The organism is Bifidobacterium eulemuris (genome assembly GCF_014898155.1).
GTDB lineage: Bacteria > Actinomycetota > Actinomycetes > Actinomycetales > Bifidobacteriaceae > Bifidobacterium > Bifidobacterium eulemuris.
This window is the reverse complement of record NZ_CP062938.1, coordinates 1,298,690-1,314,828: the sequence shown is the minus strand read 5'-3', so window position 1 is coordinate 1,314,828 and position 16,139 is coordinate 1,298,690. Positions and strand designations below refer to the sequence as shown.

Below are 16,139 nucleotides of genomic sequence, written 5' to 3'. Positions count from 1 at the left end.
GCCGGGCCTTCGTATGTGAGATGCGACGGAGGGATCAGTACGCCGCGACGATATCGACCACGAACACGATCGTGGCGCCGCCGGGGATGGTGTCGCCGCTGCCGCTGTCGCCGTACGCCAGATCGGCGGGGATGACCAGCAGCACCTGCGAACCGACGGTCTGGCCGATCAGACCATCCTTCCAACCCTGGATGATCGAGCCGGAGGAGGAGAGGTCGGCGTCGAAGGTGGTGCCGCGATCCCAGGAGGAATCGAACTGCGTGCCGTCCGTCAGCCAGCCGGTGTATTTGACCACGGCCGTGCTGGAGTCGGTGAGGGTTTCGCCGTCGCCCTTGATCAGCGTCTGCGCGATAAGCTCGTCGACCGCGCCCTGGCCGTTCATATCGATGGAGGGCTTGCCGTCCTCGTCGCGCGTCACCTTCGGCAGATCTGCGGGCACGTCGGTGACCTCCTCGCCGGTGGCCTTCTCGAGGTCGCGCGACTTGGAGACCAGCGTCAGCGCCATGATGTACGAGGAGACGGTGGAGCTCGAGGAGCTGGAGGAGTTCTCGTTGATGCCGAACGCCACGGTGGTGTTGATCGGCTGCCCCTTGAGCACGTCGTAGTAGGTGGAGGAGAGGTAGTCGGAATCGACGAGGATCGAGCAGTCGGGGGTGTCGTCCTCCCAGGTGCTCATCAGTTCGGAGCCATCCTCGACGTTGATGGCCACACCCTGGGCGCAGACGCGGTCGCCGTCCTCGACGGTTTCGCCATCGCCTTCCTGCAGTATGGAGTATGCCCCGTCCTCCACGGACATCGGGGTGTGCAGTTTGATGGTCGGCTTCTCGCCGAGCTCGCCGGTGGCGGTGATGCCCGCGATCTGGTTCGCGTCCGACGATGAGGCGGAATCGTCGGAGTCCGAGCTGTCGGAGCATGCGGACATGGTCAGGCACAAGGCCAAGGATGCAATGGCGGCCGTCATCTTGGCCGCGACACGGAATACAGAATTGCGCATAACCCACCACAGTAGCCGTAAACCCTGATTTTTCCCGCGTCTAGGTAATCAACAGGTGAAGATTGTAGAATGGTGCCGTTATGAGTGTTGAAGAACAAGAAAACGCGGACGCCAAGCGTCCCACGCGTCATGCCATGTTCATGCGAGGTGTGGTGACGCCCATCTTCGGCCTGCTTGCGGTAGCGGCCGTGGTATTGGGCGTGATGAACGCCACCGTATGGAAGCCAAGCGCCCAGATCGAGGCCTCCACGCGGGTTTCGGGCACCCGATACATCATCACCGATCCGGGGGTGCTGCCGCTGGTGGATTCCGACGTGCGGGTGAACGTCGAAGCGTCGGACTCCTCACAGGAGGTATGCGTGGCGCTGGGCTCCGCCAAGGACGTCGTCGGATGGCTGTCCGGCAATGATTACACGCGGGTGACCGGGCTGACCGACTGGACCGAGCTGTCGACGCAGGAGACCGGGGCCCAGGGGGACGCCGCCGACGAATCCGACTCCTCCGTCGCGTTCGAAGACTCGGATATGTGGACCGATGTCTCATGCGATACGGGTTCGGTGAGCGTGCGTGCGCGTGACGCCGGCGAGACGCAGGTTGCGATCATCGATTTGGGTGAGGAATCCGGCGCGACGGTATCGCTGGATTGGACCCGACAGAATGTGCCTGATTTCGCCATGCCGTTCTATTTTGTGGGCGGTCTGTGCGTGATCTTCGCCGTGCTCTCCGCCTCGGTGTTCGCGATGGATCCGAGCAAGCGTCGCAAGAGCGCGAAGAAGGCCGCCGAGGCCGCTGCCTCCGGTGCTTCCGGTGTCTCCGGTGCCGCGGAAGGCGTCGGCGTCGCCGCTGCGGCCGCTTCGGCGACGGCTGAAGAGGTGACCATCGGCGCGGCGGTCGCCGGAACCCTCTCCACATCCGCCGCGTCGGTATCGAAGATGTTCAGCGGCAAGAAAAGCCGCCGTCGCCACGCCCGCCATGGCGGCGGCGCCACCGTGGCGAGCGAATCGCCGGCCGCGCCGGCCACGCCGACCATCGTCGACCCCACGGCCCGCAATCTGGTTGCGGACCAGCAGAACGGCGCCGTGCCGCCGTCCGATGGCGCGATCCTGCCCGACTCCAACAGCGAAAGCCTTCCCGCGGATGCCGCCGCCACGTCGGTGATCAGCACGGACGAGCTGCAGGCGTATTTCGCGCGTCTCGCCCAAGAGGTGGGCGGCGTCGAGGAATCGGCCGCGCCGGCCGGTGGCTCCGCTGGAACCGGGGACGCGCCCGATCCAAGCGGCACCGAAAGCGACCAGTCCGAGCCGAGCGGCACCGAAACCCAGGAGGAACAGTGAACGCGACACGATTGAGTAAGGTGTGCGCCGCGGCGGCGATCGTCGTGGCCATGACGGCGTCGTTATGCGCGTGCGAGGGCCGTGTGCCCACGGTCAGCGCCCCGTCCTCCGACAGCGTCTCTCCGGACCTGACCGAATCGCAGGAACAGGAGATCCGCACGAGGATTCTCGAGACGTTGGACGCGGCCAATGAGGCGAGAAGCACCGACGGGCTCGACCAGATCCTCTCCGGACCGGAACTGCAGATCCGCACCAGCGAGATCCTCGTCGCGCAGACGACCGGCAGCCTGCGCGATGAGGCCACCATCCCCACGGATATCTCCCAGACCGTGATCCCCACGAACGACGGCTGGCCGCGTTCCGTGTTCACCATCACCACCACCACCGAGGACCAGCAATCCATGCGTCTGCTGGTGCTGACCCAGAACTCCGCGCGGGAGAACTACAAGCTCACCGCGGTGGCGCGACTGTTCTCCGGCGCGCAGCTGCCGAAATTCGCCATCGCCGAAATCGGTTCGCAGATGGGCGACCCGGAGGACGAGAATCTGGTGGCCACGCCCACCGAAGCGGTGGAGCGTTACGCCGACGTGCTGCAGAACGGCTCCAGCAGCGAATACGCCTCCGAATTCGCGGACGACTACTTCCGCGAGCAGCTCGCCCAGCTGACGACCACCGTGCAGGAGGGCATGGAACGCAACAACGGCACCCAGACGCAGACCTTCACCGCCGATCCGCAGCAGATGTGGATCATGCGCTCCACCGAGGGCGGCGATCTGGTGGTGGCGACCATCGCCTCCGAATGGACGCGGCAGGCGGGCGAGGGGCGCGAATCCCAGCCGGCCTCCGACGAGGAGCGCGCGCTGTTCGGCGACGGTACGGCCACCAGCACCATGAAGGTGACGTATGTGAACGTCGTGGCGCTGTACGTGCCGAGCGAGGATTCCGGCCAGCAGATCACCGCGGTGGGCGCCGAACGCTACCCCGTGAAGGTCGAGGCGCTGTAGTCATACGCTTAACGCTCAATACGATGCTGGAACTATGATGGTTCCAGCATCGTTTTTGTATGGAAGGTGAGTGGTATGGCGGGTCAGCCGGGATTCAATCCGGGAGTGTCGTTGGCTGGGGCGGTCGATTTGGAGGCGCTCAAACATCAGGTCAAAGCCGAGCCGGGGCAGGCGGGCGGCGCGCCCGCGGCCGGCGGTTACGTGATCGACACCAACGAGAACACCTTCCAGGCGATGGTGACCACCTCGGCCACCTTTCCCATCCTGCTGCTGCTGTGGGTGCCGACCGACGACCGGCTGTTCGACATGGCCTGCGCGCTCGGCGACGCGGTGAACGCGCAGAACGGTCTGATCCAGCTGTCCCGCATCGATATCGCCGCCAATCCCTCCATCGCGCAGGCCCTGCAGGTGCAGGGCGCGCCCGCCCTGTTCGCGCTGATCGGCGGCCGGCCCATGCCGTTGCTGCAGGGGCTGCCGAGCGCCGACGAACTCACGCAGCTGTGCGAGCAGGTGGTGCCGCAAATCATCCAGGTGGCGCACCAGTCCGGTGTGGACGGCACCGCGCCGTACTCCGGCGATCCCGACGCGGGTGCTGATGGCGTTGCGGGGGCCGATGAAGCTGCGGACGCCGCCGTGCCGCCCGAGCATATGGAGGCCTACCGTCTGGCCTGCGAGGGCGACTATGCCGGCGCGGCCGACGCCTACGCCCGCGTGCTGGAGGCCGACCCGAAGGACTCGCTGGCCGCGCGCGAACGTGCGAAGGCGCTGCTGCTGTCACGCTCCGGCTCGGCGAACGTGCGTGAGGTGCGCGCCGCCGGCGCCGCCGCTCCCGACGATGTCGAGGCGCAGCTGGCCGTCGCCGACGTCGATATGATCGGCGGGCAGATCCAGGACGCCTTCGATCGTTTGCTGGACTTTCTTGCCGACGGGCATAAGGCCGACATCGAGCCGGTGCGTCAGCGTCTGCTGGAGTATTTCGCCATCCCCGAACCCACCGATCCGCGTCTTGCCGCGGCTCGCCGCCGTCTCGCCACGCTGATGTACTAACGCCGGCGGTCCGACGGCTACTCCATGCGGTTTTTGCCGAAGAGTTGCTGGAACTGCGGGCCGTTCTGTGCGAGCTCCGCCTCGAATTCGCTTTCCCAAAGGGAGAACGGGCGCGCGGCCAAACCGTCGTTGCTGAAGCGCGCCTGATCGGTGATTTCGGTGGTGCAGAACTTCGGGATGGTCAGGTTGGTGACCGGGCCGGAACGCTCCGCCTCCGCGATGATCAGCGGCGCGTTGGCCCCGCCGAACACGTCCACACTCCAGCCGTCCTCCGCGATCCAAACGGAGAAACGGTTCTTGACGATCACCTCGCCGCCGCGTTTGATGAGTTCCGCGGCGATGCGGGTGTCGATCTCGCGTTCGGCCTCGTAGCGGGTGCCGCCCACGGACGGGCCCTTGACGGTGACGAACGCCTCGGAGAAACGGTTCTGATATTGGTCGACGACGGCCGTCGGATCAAGGTCGGGCGTCATGTCGAGGCGTGGGCCGTGCGCCTGAAGCCGCACGCGCAGGGCGTAATTGCCGTCGTGTACGTAATAGCTTTGCACGATCAGCGTGGGCGCGTCCCCGTCGTCCATCTCGTCGGGGAACTCGCGGCAGTAGAAGCGGCGTTCGTATTCGAAATCGTTGACTGGGTCGGACATAGCCCTAGTCTACTGCCGGAGCGGGTTCGCACGAAGCGCCATCCCACGTTTTGCCGTGCGACTTTTCCGAACATGAAAGTGACAATCGCACATTCTCCATATTCGCGTCATATCAAGGAAACCATAGGAATCCTGTTCGTTTCGGCGTTGAAAAAGGGTCGCACGGATCGTATCGGATTTCGTGACGTGCGCCGCCGATGGGCACGTCTTGACCGTCGCGTGGTGTACAGTGATGAAGTCTCGGGCTTGTAGCTCAGTGGATAGAGCGTTTGCCTCCGGAGCAAAAGGCCGTGGGTTCGAATCCCATCAAGCCCACCAATGGCTGGAATCTTAATGATTCCGGCCTTTTTTGTTTCCCCGGGTCGCGGCCCGCTCGCCGCACGCCGGTATCGGCAGGTGGTTTTGTTATGGAGACTCACGAATATGGACGCGATTATGAGACGATTTGCGTTTATCCGGCTTTCCGATAGGATGACCTGCGGCCTATGCGATGCCGTCCGAAGAAGGTGCGGCATGAAAAGAAACAGGAGTATGTCATGGCTGAAGAGAAGAAGACCAATAATAAGTGGCTGGTTCCGGTGATCGCGATCGTCGTCGTGGTGGTGCTGGCGGTGGCCGGCGTGTTCGTCTGGCGCGCGATGTCCGGCGGTTCGGTCGAAAGCGCCAAGGCCGCCTGCATGGAGGCCTCCGACGCGACCCGTGTGGCGACGAACAAGTACAACGGCCTGGTGAACGGCGATGCCTCCACCGCCTCCGAATACACCGAAGAGGACGTGACCGACGCCTCCACGCTGGATGCCCTTAACGAGGCGCTCGCCGCCGAAACCCCCACGTACGTGAGCTGCGCCGCCGACGATGCCGCCGGCTATGAGGCCGTGACCGAGACTCTGAACGAGGCGACCGCTTGGTACGAGTCCCATCTGGACAGCCTGCAGGAGGCCATCGATGCGGTGAACGCCTCGCTGAAGTAAGGCGCGACCCACATCGCGTGATTTTCCAGTCCGTCGACATCCCACGATGCCGGCGGACTTTTCGTATGTGGGCGAGATTCCTAAGTCCTGCGCGTGGGCATGGCGGATACGTACCGTTTGTCTGATTCCAGGTCGGGCAGTCTAAGTCCTCTGTGTGGGTGGGGCGGATTTGCCGCCGACCTCGTCCATGCTCATGCCGGCGCTAAGTCCTCTGTGTGGGTGGGGCGGATGGGGATTGTCCGGTATCGTCGAGACATTCCGACTAAGTCCTATGCGTGGGCAAAGCGGATGGAGCCCGTGCGCAACTGCTAAAGTGCATAACGGCGTTTCCGCCCGAACTGCGCAGGTCAAGGAACGCCCGTGTCGCCTGCGGCATGTCCGACACTGTGCGCAGTCCGAACGGGATAAGGAGCTTCCCATGGGCAACCATGCCTCAAATCAGGTCAATCAGACCAATCCGACCAATCAGTCCGACAATCTTTCGCAATCCGCGCGCATCTTGCGCTGGACCCCGGCCGACATCGCCGTCGCCGCCGCTCTCGGTGTCGCCTGCGGCATCGTATTCTGGGGCTTTAATTTCGCCTATGCGGCCGTATCTCCGTTCCTGGGTGCGATCCTGCCCGGCGTCGCCAGCCTGCTGCACGCCTTCTGGTATTTCTCCGGTCCGCTGGGCCTACTGATCATCCGCAAGCCCGGCGCGGCGATGTTCGTCAATGTGGTCGGTTCCGCGGCCGAGATGCTGATCGGCAACCAGTTCTCGATGGGATTCGTATTCGCTTCGGCCCTTCTGCAGGGGCTGTTCGCGGAGATTCCGTTCGCGGTGACGCGCTACCGTGTGTTCAACCTGCCCATCTCGTTGCTCTCCGGCCTGCTGGTGGCGGTCGAATACGGCTTCTATCTGCTGTTCTTCCGCTATCAGGGCGTGGCAATCATCAGCCCGCGCGGCATCACGCATCTCATCTGCGAGATGATCGGCGGCGTGGTGATCGCCGGCGCGATGAGCTGGTTCCTGTACCTCGCCATCGCCCGCACCGGCGCGCTCGACCGTTTCGCCTCCGGACGCGCGGTTCGCGGCATGCGCGACTGACCGCAATGCGGGCGGTGATTGGGCGGGCGCGGCGCGCGTTCACTATCATCGCCTGTAATCGGCGCGTTCGCGCGCGGCAAACCGACGAATCGGCGGAAGATAAGGAGCGATCAATGAGCGAGAAGATGGAAGCGGTGGCTACCTCCGAGGCCCCGGCGGCGCTGGGCGCGTACAGCCAGGCGGTTAAGGCGAACGGCTTCGTGTTCGTGTCCGGCCAGCTGGGCATCGACCCGGCCACCGGCGAACTGGCGGGCGAAACCGCGGGCGAGCAGGCCGCGCAGGCTCTGAAGAACATCAAGCATATTCTCGACGCGGCTGGCACCGGTATCGAGCATGTATGCCGCGCCACCATCTACTTGAAGAACGTGGAGGACTTCAAGGAGGTGGACGCCCGCTACGCCGAGGTGTTCATCGGCTCCGTGAAGCCGGCCCGCTGCGCCTTCGGCGGCAACGACATTCCCAAGGGCGCGCTGGTGGAGATCGACGCCATCGCCGTGCTGTAAACGAAGCGAACCGCGACTTGCGCGCCGTGGCCACACTACCGGTATGGCCACGGCGCGGTCGTTTGCGCGGCATACGGATCGGCCATGCGCGCCACGCCAGCCACATTGCGGCGGGAACGCGTCGCTTGGCGGTGGGATAGGGCACAATGGAGGGCATGGTATCGAAAGGAAAACCGTCGCCGCGCTCGGCCGTGAAGCCGCTTTCCGACGCTCAGGTCGCCAAGCTCGCCGCCCGCCACCGTCTGGTGGATCCCACCGCGTACTATCCGACCGGACCGCGCACGCCCAACGAGGCGGAGATCAACGCGCAGAACCCGAAGGCCACCAAACGCCTGTTGGCGGGCGTTTCCGTGGTGTTCCGCGCGAGCTGCAAAACCAAGGCCTGGGGTCTGGAACATGTGCCCGAAACCGGCACGTTCATCACCGCCGCCACACATGTGACCATGTTCGACGTGTTCGTGCCGATGATGAGCCTGTTCCACCAGGGGCGACGACCCCGCTATATGGCCAAGGCCGAGATGGCGAAGTGGCCGCTGATCGGCAAATGGTTCCAGCTTGTGGGCATGCAGCCGGTGCAGCGGCGCAGCGGCAAGGCCAAGGATATCGTCGACACTTCGATCGACATCGTCACTTCGGGCCGTCCGTTGACGGTATGGCCCGAGGGCACGGTGACGAGGGATCCGCAAAAATGGCCGATGAGCATGAAGAACGGCGTGGGCATGATCGCGCTCGAATCGTCGCGTCGGCTGGGGTATCAGGTGCCGTTGTTCTGCGCGGTGACGTGGGGTGCGGCCAGCATCAACCATTGGTGGCCGTGGCCTCGCAAGAACGTGGTGATGTGCTATGACGCGGCGCTTGACTACGCCGACCTGCTGGAGGGCATGGACGGCTGGGGCGAGGAGCCGCCGGTCGAGCTCGCCGATGAACTCACGCGCCGCATCCGCGTGCGCATGACCGAGATCATGGCCGAGATCCGCGGTGAGCAGGCTCCCGACGGCGTCTGGGACTACCGCACGATGAGCCGAATCAAGGAGTAGGAAGCGCGTTTTGACATGACGGGCGACGGAGATCCTTCGACTGCGCCCTGCGGGCTCCGCTCAGGATGATGGATGGCGGAGTGGCGTTCTCTCCGTCATGCTGAGCGAAGTCGAAGCATCTCAGCATCATTGACAGTCGAAGTCTTATGAAGGAGCGATGAGGCAATATGAAGATTACGGTATTAGGCGCCGGGGCATGGGCGGCGCCGTTGGGCGGACAGCCCGGTGGGCTGTTCGTAGGCGACGCTGAGCGGCGGCAGTCGCGAGGTAATGTGGCAGTACCCCATGCGGAGGTGGCGCGATGAGCAAGATTACGGTATTGGGTGCCGGAGCATGGGGTACCGCCTTCGGCCAGGTGCTGGCCGACGCCGGCAATGACGTGACCATGTGGGCCATCGAGCCCGACATCGTGGAGGATATCCGCGACCGCCGCCGCAACGAGGCTCGTCTGCCCGTCGTCGAGCAGCTGCCCGCCAATATGACCGCCACCGGCGACCGCGCCGAAGCCGTGGCCGACGCGCAAATCATCATCGTCGCCATCGCCGCCCAGTTCGCGCGCGTGGCGTTGGCCGAATTCAAGGGACTCATCCCCGCCGACGCCATCGTCGTCAGCCTGATGAAAGGCATCGAACGCGGCACCAACAAGCGCATGGACGAGGTCGTACGCGAGACGCTCGACCTGCCGGCCGACCGTTTCGCCGCCGTCTCCGGTCCGAACCTGAGCAAGGAGATCGCGCAGCGTCACCCCGCCGCCACCGTCGTGGCCTGCGAAAGCATCGACAATGCGAGGAAGATCGCCGAGGCCTGCACCACCGATTATTTCAAAGCCTTCGTCACCACCGATGTGATCGGTTTGGAGATGTGCGGATCCCTGAAGAACGTGGTCGCGCTCGCCGTCGGCATGGCGCGCGGCGCGGGCTACGGCGAGAACACCGCCGCGATGATCGAGACGCGAGGGCTCGCCGAACTGACCGCTTTGGGCCAGGCCGCCGGCGCCGATCCGAAAACCTTCGCGGGACTGGCCGGCGTGGGCGATCTCATCGCCACTTGCGGCTCCCCGCTCAGCCGCAACTACACCTTCGGCGCGAACCTCGGCAAGGGGCTGAGCGTTCAGGAGGCGACCGAAGCCAGCAACGGCGTGGCCGAGGGCGTGCCCACCACGGACGCGGTCGTCGCCTTGGGCAAGGAGCTCGGCGTGCCCACACCGCTCGCCTACGCGATGAGCCGCGTGCTAAGCGAGGGCATCTCCTGCTCCGAGATGCTCACCCAACTGTTCGGGCGCGACATCACCGAGGAATAACCACCCGCGCATGCGTCGCCATCCGCCCCGACCCACGGCGATCAGCCCGGGCCGGGGCGGTCGCGTATGGATTGGTCCAAAGGTGGGGGAGAATCTGAGCGGCCTGGGCCGGGGCGGTCGCATATGGGCGGAACCGTCGCGCCGGATCGCCGCGCGGGAAGGATCCGGCTGGGTGGACGATGCCTGCGATGACGATGTGCCGCGAACCGCCGCGTGAGGAAGACTCTGGCGGTTTTTCTGTGCGCATCCCCGCGCGGGAAATCCCGTGGACATGACGATGTGCATAATAAAGACTGGTTGACAACTCCGGCAGAAACGAGGGAAACGATATGGCCAAGAAGCGCGTGATGGTGTTGTACGGCGGCAGGTCCGACGAGCACTCGATCTCCTGCATCTCCGCTGCCGGAGTGCTGAAGGCGATCGACACCGAGCGTTTCGAGCCGATCGCGGTGGGCATCACCAAGTCCGGACAGTGGATCGTCGGCGGCGAGGATCCCCGCGGCTGGGACCTGAGCGGCGGCGTCTTGCCGACCGTTGAGGTGACACCCGACTGCCAGCCGGTGACGCTTGATGTGGCGCGTGGCCGGGATGGTTTCGCGCCGATCGGCCACGTCGATGTCGTGTTCCCCGTGCTGCACGGCCCGTATGGCGAGGATGGCACGCTGCAGGGCCTGTTGGAGATGATGGACGTGCCGTATGTGGGTTGCGGCGTGTTCGCGTCGGCCGCCTGCATGGACAAGCATTACACCAAGATTCTGCTCGCCGCGGCCGGCATTCCCGTCGCGCCCGGCATCACTGTGGACGCCCGCGCCTATGGTGAATCCAACGCCGGCGATCTGCTCGCGCGCGTCGAGGAGGCCGGGCTGCGCTATCCGGTGTTCGTCAAGCCGTCCCGCGCGGGCTCGAGTTTCGGGGTGACCAAGGTGGAGTCGCCGGATGCCAAGGCGATGGCGGATGCCGTGGCCGAGGCGGGCCGGCACGACTGGAAGGTGCTGGTGGAGCAGGGCATCGACGCGCGTGAGATCGAATGCGCGGTGCTGTGCCCCAAGCCGGGCGACGAACCGATGACCTCCTGGCCGGGCGAGATCGTGCTCGACCGTGAGGGAAGCGACCAATTCTACGATTTCGATTCCAAATACATGGACAACACCGCAAGCCATGTCGAAGTGCCGGCCAATCTGCCCGAGGATATGCTGCGGCGGGTGCGCGAGGTGGCGGCCAAGGCGTTCCTCGCCGTCGACGCCGCGGGCCTGAGCCGTGTGGACACCTTCGTGACCCCCGATGGCGAGGTGATGGTCAACGAAATCAACACGCTGCCCGGATTCACGCCGATCTCGCTGTATCCCAAGGCATGGGAGGCGAACGGTCTGAAGTACGCCGATTTGATCACCACGCTGATTGAGGGCGTGGCGCGTTAACGCACGGAGCTGCCGGGTCCGGCCCTCCGTGCGACTTTTCCGCACATGAACCGCACATCCGCACATTAGGCGGATTGGCGGAATGACGGTCGTTTACGTGTTTTCATGTGCGTTTCGCGCCGATTCGGCACGATTTGAGGGTTGCACGGATGGATTTCGGGCCGTTGCCCGTGCGATTGGAGTTCCATCAAAATCCGTCCCCCATTCACCATGACGCCATCATGGCGTTAACCTGCGCCCCTAGTCTCTATCGCGGACCGTGACGGCAAACCGCCGCCGCGCCCCGAACAGATAGAGATAGGAATAGCAATGAATTCCCTGCGTAAGATCGCCGCCGGCTCCCTCGCCGCCATGCTCGCCATCGCCATGGGCGCCTGCGGATCGGCTTCCTCCGCCGGCGAAGCCGCGGACGTGAACGAACAGTACGCCTCCGCCACCTCCCTCGCCGACTTCGGCACGATGGAGGACCTCGAGAAGGCCGCCGAAGAGGAGGGCGCGCTCAACGTCATCGCCCTGCCTCACGACTGGGCCAACTACGGCAACATCATCGAGAACTTCAAGAAGAAGTATCCGAACATCACCGTCACCGAACTCAACCCGAACGCCTCCTCCAAGGAGGAGATCGACGCCGCCACCACCAACAAGGGCACCGACGCCGCCCCCGACGTGTTCGACCTCGGCCAGTCCGTCGCCGCCACCAGCACCGACAACTTCGCCGCCTACAAGGTGCAGGCGTGGGATTCGATCCCCGACTCCGCCAAAGACGCCGACGGCCTGTACTACGCCGACTACACCGGCATCATGTCGATCGGATGGAACAAAGACAAGTACGGCGACATCGACAGCCTCGACGACCTGCTCGACCCGAAGTTCGCCGGCACCGTGGCCCTCAACGGCAAGCCCGCCGAGGCCGGCGCCGCGTTCAACGGCTTCCTGATGGTCAACGCCCTCTCCGGCGGCGACCTTGACGACACCCAGCCCGGTCTCGACTTCTTCAAGAAGCTTAAGGACGCCGGCAACCTCACCCAGGTGGACGTGACCAACGGCACCATCGACTCCGGCCAGACCGGCGTCGTCTTCGACTGGACCTACAACCAGGCCTCCTACCAGTCCGACCTCAAGGAGAAGGGCGTGACCTGGGAGTACAAGACCTTCCCCGAAGCCCAGGTCGTGAGCTACTACAACCAGGCCATCAACAAGGACGCGCCGCATCCGGCCGCCGCCCGCCTGTGGATGGAGTACCTGTACACCGCCGAAGCCCAGAACGAGTGGCTCGCCGGCGGTGCCAGCCCGATCCTGATCGACATGATGGAGCAGGACGGCACGGTCGACCAGGACGCGCTCGCCTCCTCCACCACCGTCGAGGGTGACCCGATCTCCTACACCAACGATCAGGCCTCCACCATCACCGAGTGGCTGCAGAACAACTGGGATTCCACCATCGGCAACTGAGCCGGGCAGCCCCAAGCGGCCCGACGTTCGCCGTAAGACGGGGCCGGAGCGGGAACGCTCGGCCCCGCCCGCGAATCGGCGGACGCCCGCCCATCCGGTGGAGCGGCGGACGATCCGTCCTGTCTGATGACGGACGGTCCGGTTCGCTGAAAAACCGCTTGACGGAACCCAACGATAGGACAGATATGAGCAGTAGCAACGCATTTTCCACACAGGGCGCGGCCGTCGCGCGCCGCACGCCCATCCCACCACCGTCGGCCCTGACCGCCGTGGTGTCGCGCCACCGCAAGGAGCTCGGCACCCTGGGTGTGACGGTCCCGTTCTTCGCCTATACGGCGTGCTTCCTCCTCGCGCCCACGCTGATCGTCGTGTTCGGCGCGTTCTCGTCCGCGGACGGCGGCTTCACGCTCGCCAACTTCCGCCGGCTGGCCGAAGCCAACACCATCGCCGCATTCGGCACTTCGATTCTCGTCTCCATGATCTCCGCCCTGATCGGCTCGGTGGTGGGCGCGCTCGCCTCCTACGCGCTGGTGATCGGCTCGCGGCCGAACGGACTGGCGCGTCGGCTGATCGGCGCGATCTCGTCCGTGCTCGCGCAGTTCGGCGGCGTGATGCTCGCCTTCGCGTTCATCGCCACCCTCGGCATCAACGGCGTGGGCACCATGCTGCTGCAGCAGCTGTTCGGCGTGACGGTGAACCCCAACTGGTTGAGCACGATGCCGGGATTGGTGATGATCTACAGCTACTTCCAGATTCCACTGATGATCATCATCTTCCTGCCGGCCGTCGATTCGATGCTGCCCCAGTGGCGCGAGGCGGCCGAATCGCTGGGCGGCAGCACCTGGCAGTATTGGACGCGCGTGGCCGGGCCGATTCTGGCACCCCGCTTCATCTCCGCCCTTCTGCTGCTGTTCGCCAACGCGTTCTCCGCCTACGCCACCGCCGCGGCCCTGTTCTCGCAGCGTTCGATTCTTGTGCCGCTGATGATCCAAGGTGCGATGCGCAATGAGATGGACGTGAACCAGCAGGGTTTCGCCCAGGTGCTGGCGTTCGCGATGGTTGTGGTCGTGGCCCTCGCGATGCTGCTCAGCCACGCCGTGGAAAAGAGGGCCGGACGATGGCAGTGACGCACGCATCATCCGCATCATCCGCGATGCCCGCCGCGACCGCCGCGCCGAAACCGCCGCAGCTGCGTGCCGCGCGCATCCGCCGGCAGAACATCATCAAAACGGTGGTCCTCACCCTGACCATGCTGTTCCTATTCGCCCCGCTGCTCGCCATGTTCCTGTTCACCGTGCGCCACCCGCTCTCCGGGCGGTGGAGTCTCGACGCATGGCGCGCGATCTTCACCGGCGACGGCTCCTCGCTCGGCGCGGACCTGACCGTGCTATGGCAGGGACTCGGCTCCTCGCTGGGACTGTGCGTCGTGACCGTGGCGCTTATGCTGGCGCTGATGGTGCCGACGATGGTTATCGTGCATATCCGCTCGCGCCGGCTGGAACGCGCCATCGAATGGGTCGCCACCCTGCCGCTGACCATTCCCGCCATCGTGCTGGTCGTCGGACTCGGCCCCATCTATCGATGGCTGTCCGCGGATGTGCTGAGCACCAAGCCGATCTGGCTGTGTTTCGCCTACGTGATTCTGGTCATGCCGTTCGCCTTCCGCGCGCTCGCCGTGGGACTCAACTCCATCGATGTGAAAACGCTGGTCGAAGCCTCCCGCTCGCTCGGTGCCTCATGGCCGCGCGTGTTCCTGCGCGTGCTGATCCCGAACCTGTGGCAGTCCATCCTCTCCGCCTCGTTCATCTCCATCGCCGTCGTGCTGGGCGAATACACCGTCGCCTCGCTGCTCGGCCGCATGAATCTGCAGGTCGCGCTCTACCAGCTCGGCCAATCCAATTCGCAGATCTCCACCGCCATGTCGCTGCTCGCCCTGGTGTTCGGCGTGATCCTGCTCGTGGCGCTCGACCTCATCTCCGCGGCGATGCGCCGCTCCAAAGAACAGTGAACAGTGAAGGTAATCCCATGTCTCTTGCAGAACAGAAAGCCGTCGTCGCGCATACCGCCGACGTATTCGAGCCCGCCGTGGCCGACGGCGACATCGTGACCAAAGCCGCCAAAGCCGTACTCAAGGAGTCCAGCGAACGCGGCGGCGGCATCCAGATGATGAATGTCGACAAAATCTATCCGGGATCCCCGGACAAGGCGCTTGACGACTTCAACCTCGATATCAAACCCGGCGAGATGGTCGTGCTGCTCGGCGGGTCCGGCTGCGGCAAATCCACCGCGCTGCGCTCGCTGGCCGGACTCGAGGATATCCAGGCCGGGCGCATCCTGGTCGGCGGGCAGGACGTGACGGCCACGCCGGTGAACAAGCGCGAGATGGCCATGGTGTTCCAGTCCTACTCGCTGTTCCCCCATATGACCGCCCTGCAGAACGTCGAGTTCGGGCTCGAGGTGCGCGGCGTGTCCAAGGCGGAGCGTCGGCGCATCGCCGGCGAGAAGCTGGAACTGGTGGGCCTGTCGGATCAGGCGAACAAATACACGCAGCAGATGTCCGGCGGCCAGCAGCAGCGTGTGGCGCTGGCCCGCGCGCTCGCCGTCCATCCGCGCGTGCTGCTGCTCGACGAGCCGCTGAGCGCGCTGGACGCGAAGGTGCGCGTGCAGCTGCGCGACGAGATCCGCCGCATCCAACTCGAAACCGGCACCACCACCGTGTTCGTGACCCACGACCAGGAGGAGGCGTTGGCCGTGGCCGACCGCATCGGCGTGATGAACCATGGGCGCATCGAGCAGATCGCCGCGCCCAAGACGCTGTACCAGCGCCCGGAAACTGAATATGTGGCCACGTTCATCGGCCTGACCAACCGTTTGCCCGGCGTGTCGAACGGTGACGAGGCGGTGGTGTTCGGGCAGCGCGTGCCGTTGATCGACGGTTCGCGCGCGGGTGGCAACGTCACCGTGCTCGTGCGCCCCGAGTCGTTGACGCTGAGCGGCCAGTCGCATGTGGGGGAGCCGGGCCGTGTGGAGGCGGTGCATTTCCTCGGCGCGCTGGCCCGTGTCGATGTGGCGGTCGCCTTGGGCGAGCGTCTGCGCGTCACCGTGCAGCTGCCGGCCAACGAGCTGCCCGCGGGATTGGCCGTCGGATCCGACGTGGTGGTCGCGCCGCGGCCGGTGGCGGCGTTGGCCGTCTGAAGGGCGGCCTCGCACGGAGCTCGCCCCCGCATCCGTCCGTGCGACTTTTCCGCACACGAACGCACAAACCGCACATAACGACAAGCGTTGGAATCGCAACGTTTTCGACGGATCCGTGTGCGATTGGGGGAGAAAAAAGGGTCGCACGGACGG

The 16,139-nt window shown here is 65.0% G+C and carries 15 protein-coding genes and 1 tRNA gene; 14 read left to right on the top strand and 2 right to left on the bottom strand.

All coding sequences use genetic code 11. The features are described 5' to 3' along the window. Positions 1–34 precede the first annotated feature (34 nt). Positions 35–994 carry an FKBP-type peptidyl-prolyl cis-trans isomerase gene (locus BE0216_RS05910; RefSeq protein WP_094637401.1) on the bottom strand — a complete coding sequence of 320 codons (960 nt, stop codon included), beginning with the start codon at positions 992–994 and terminating at the stop codon, positions 35–37. Between the two features lie 80 nt (positions 995–1,074). On the opposite strand from BE0216_RS05910, the gene BE0216_RS05905 reads away from it, so the two are divergent. The 3 genes from BE0216_RS05905 to BE0216_RS05895 all read left to right on the top strand — a co-directional run bounded on the left by BE0216_RS05905 (position 1,075) and on the right by BE0216_RS05895 (position 4,379). Further along, positions 1,075–2,328 (top strand): hypothetical protein, encoded by a 1,254-nt coding sequence (locus BE0216_RS05905; RefSeq protein ID WP_226805714.1) that lies wholly within the window; start codon positions 1,075–1,077, stop codon positions 2,326–2,328. Positions 2,329–2,378: 50 nt separating this feature from the next. Further along, entirely contained in the window at positions 2,379–3,332 is a 954-nt protein-coding gene (locus BE0216_RS05900; protein WP_094637433.1) for a hypothetical protein, read from the top strand. A gap of 75 nt (positions 3,333–3,407) precedes the next feature. After that, positions 3,408–4,379 (top strand): tetratricopeptide repeat protein, encoded by a 972-nt coding sequence (locus BE0216_RS05895; protein WP_094637400.1) that lies wholly within the window; start codon positions 3,408–3,410, stop codon positions 4,377–4,379. A 17-nt stretch (positions 4,380–4,396) separates the two neighbouring features. Here BE0216_RS05895 and BE0216_RS05890 read toward each other — a convergent pair whose 3' ends face one another. Further along, a complete protein-coding gene (locus tag BE0216_RS05890; RefSeq protein WP_094637399.1) occupies positions 4,397–5,023 on the bottom strand; it encodes a CYTH domain-containing protein in 627 nt (208 codons plus the stop codon). Positions 5,024–5,265: 242 nt separating this feature from the next. On the opposite strand from BE0216_RS05890, the gene BE0216_RS05885 reads away from it, so the two are divergent. The 11 genes from BE0216_RS05885 to BE0216_RS05835 all read left to right on the top strand — a co-directional run bounded on the left by BE0216_RS05885 (position 5,266) and on the right by BE0216_RS05835 (position 15,986). Continuing rightward, positions 5,266–5,341: transfer RNA gene (locus tag BE0216_RS05885), tRNA-Arg, on the top strand. A gap of 218 nt (positions 5,342–5,559) precedes the next feature. Beyond that, the gene (locus tag BE0216_RS05880; RefSeq protein WP_143249328.1) at positions 5,560–5,994 is read left to right on the top strand and encodes a hypothetical protein; all 435 of its coding nucleotides are present in this window, start codon (positions 5,560–5,562) and stop codon (positions 5,992–5,994) included. A 418-nt stretch (positions 5,995–6,412) separates the two neighbouring features. Continuing rightward, the gene (locus BE0216_RS05875; RefSeq protein WP_094637397.1) at positions 6,413–7,081 is read left to right on the top strand and encodes an ECF transporter S component; all 669 of its coding nucleotides are present in this window, start codon (positions 6,413–6,415) and stop codon (positions 7,079–7,081) included. A 113-nt stretch (positions 7,082–7,194) separates the two neighbouring features. Beyond that, entirely contained in the window at positions 7,195–7,584 is a 390-nt protein-coding gene (locus tag BE0216_RS05870) for a Rid family detoxifying hydrolase (protein ID WP_072724702.1), read from the top strand. A gap of 155 nt (positions 7,585–7,739) precedes the next feature. Continuing rightward, positions 7,740–8,621, top strand: coding sequence for a lysophospholipid acyltransferase family protein (locus BE0216_RS05865; protein WP_094637396.1), 882 nt, complete (start codon positions 7,740–7,742; stop codon positions 8,619–8,621). A gap of 301 nt (positions 8,622–8,922) precedes the next feature. Further along, positions 8,923–9,921 (top strand): NAD(P)H-dependent glycerol-3-phosphate dehydrogenase, encoded by a 999-nt coding sequence (locus BE0216_RS05860; RefSeq protein WP_094637395.1) that lies wholly within the window; start codon positions 8,923–8,925, stop codon positions 9,919–9,921. Between the two features lie 329 nt (positions 9,922–10,250). Further along, complete coding sequence (locus BE0216_RS05855; protein ID WP_094637394.1) at positions 10,251–11,339, top strand: D-alanine--D-alanine ligase family protein; 1,089 nt, start codon at positions 10,251–10,253, stop codon at positions 11,337–11,339. Between the two features lie 309 nt (positions 11,340–11,648). Next, entirely contained in the window at positions 11,649–12,791 is a 1,143-nt protein-coding gene (locus BE0216_RS05850; protein ID WP_094637393.1) for an ABC transporter substrate-binding protein, read from the top strand. Positions 12,792–12,976: 185 nt separating this feature from the next. Continuing rightward, positions 12,977–13,918: an ABC transporter permease gene (locus BE0216_RS05845; protein WP_094637392.1), complete on the top strand. Its 942-nt coding sequence runs from the start codon at positions 12,977–12,979 to the stop codon at positions 13,916–13,918. A gap of 26 nt (positions 13,919–13,944) precedes the next feature. Continuing rightward, positions 13,945–14,799 carry an ABC transporter permease gene (locus BE0216_RS05840; protein WP_094637432.1) on the top strand — a complete coding sequence of 285 codons (855 nt, stop codon included), beginning with the start codon at positions 13,945–13,947 and terminating at the stop codon, positions 14,797–14,799. A 17-nt stretch (positions 14,800–14,816) separates the two neighbouring features. Continuing rightward, entirely contained in the window at positions 14,817–15,986 is a 1,170-nt protein-coding gene (locus BE0216_RS05835) for an ABC transporter ATP-binding protein (RefSeq protein ID WP_094637391.1), read from the top strand. The last annotated feature ends 153 nt before the right edge of the window (positions 15,987–16,139 follow it).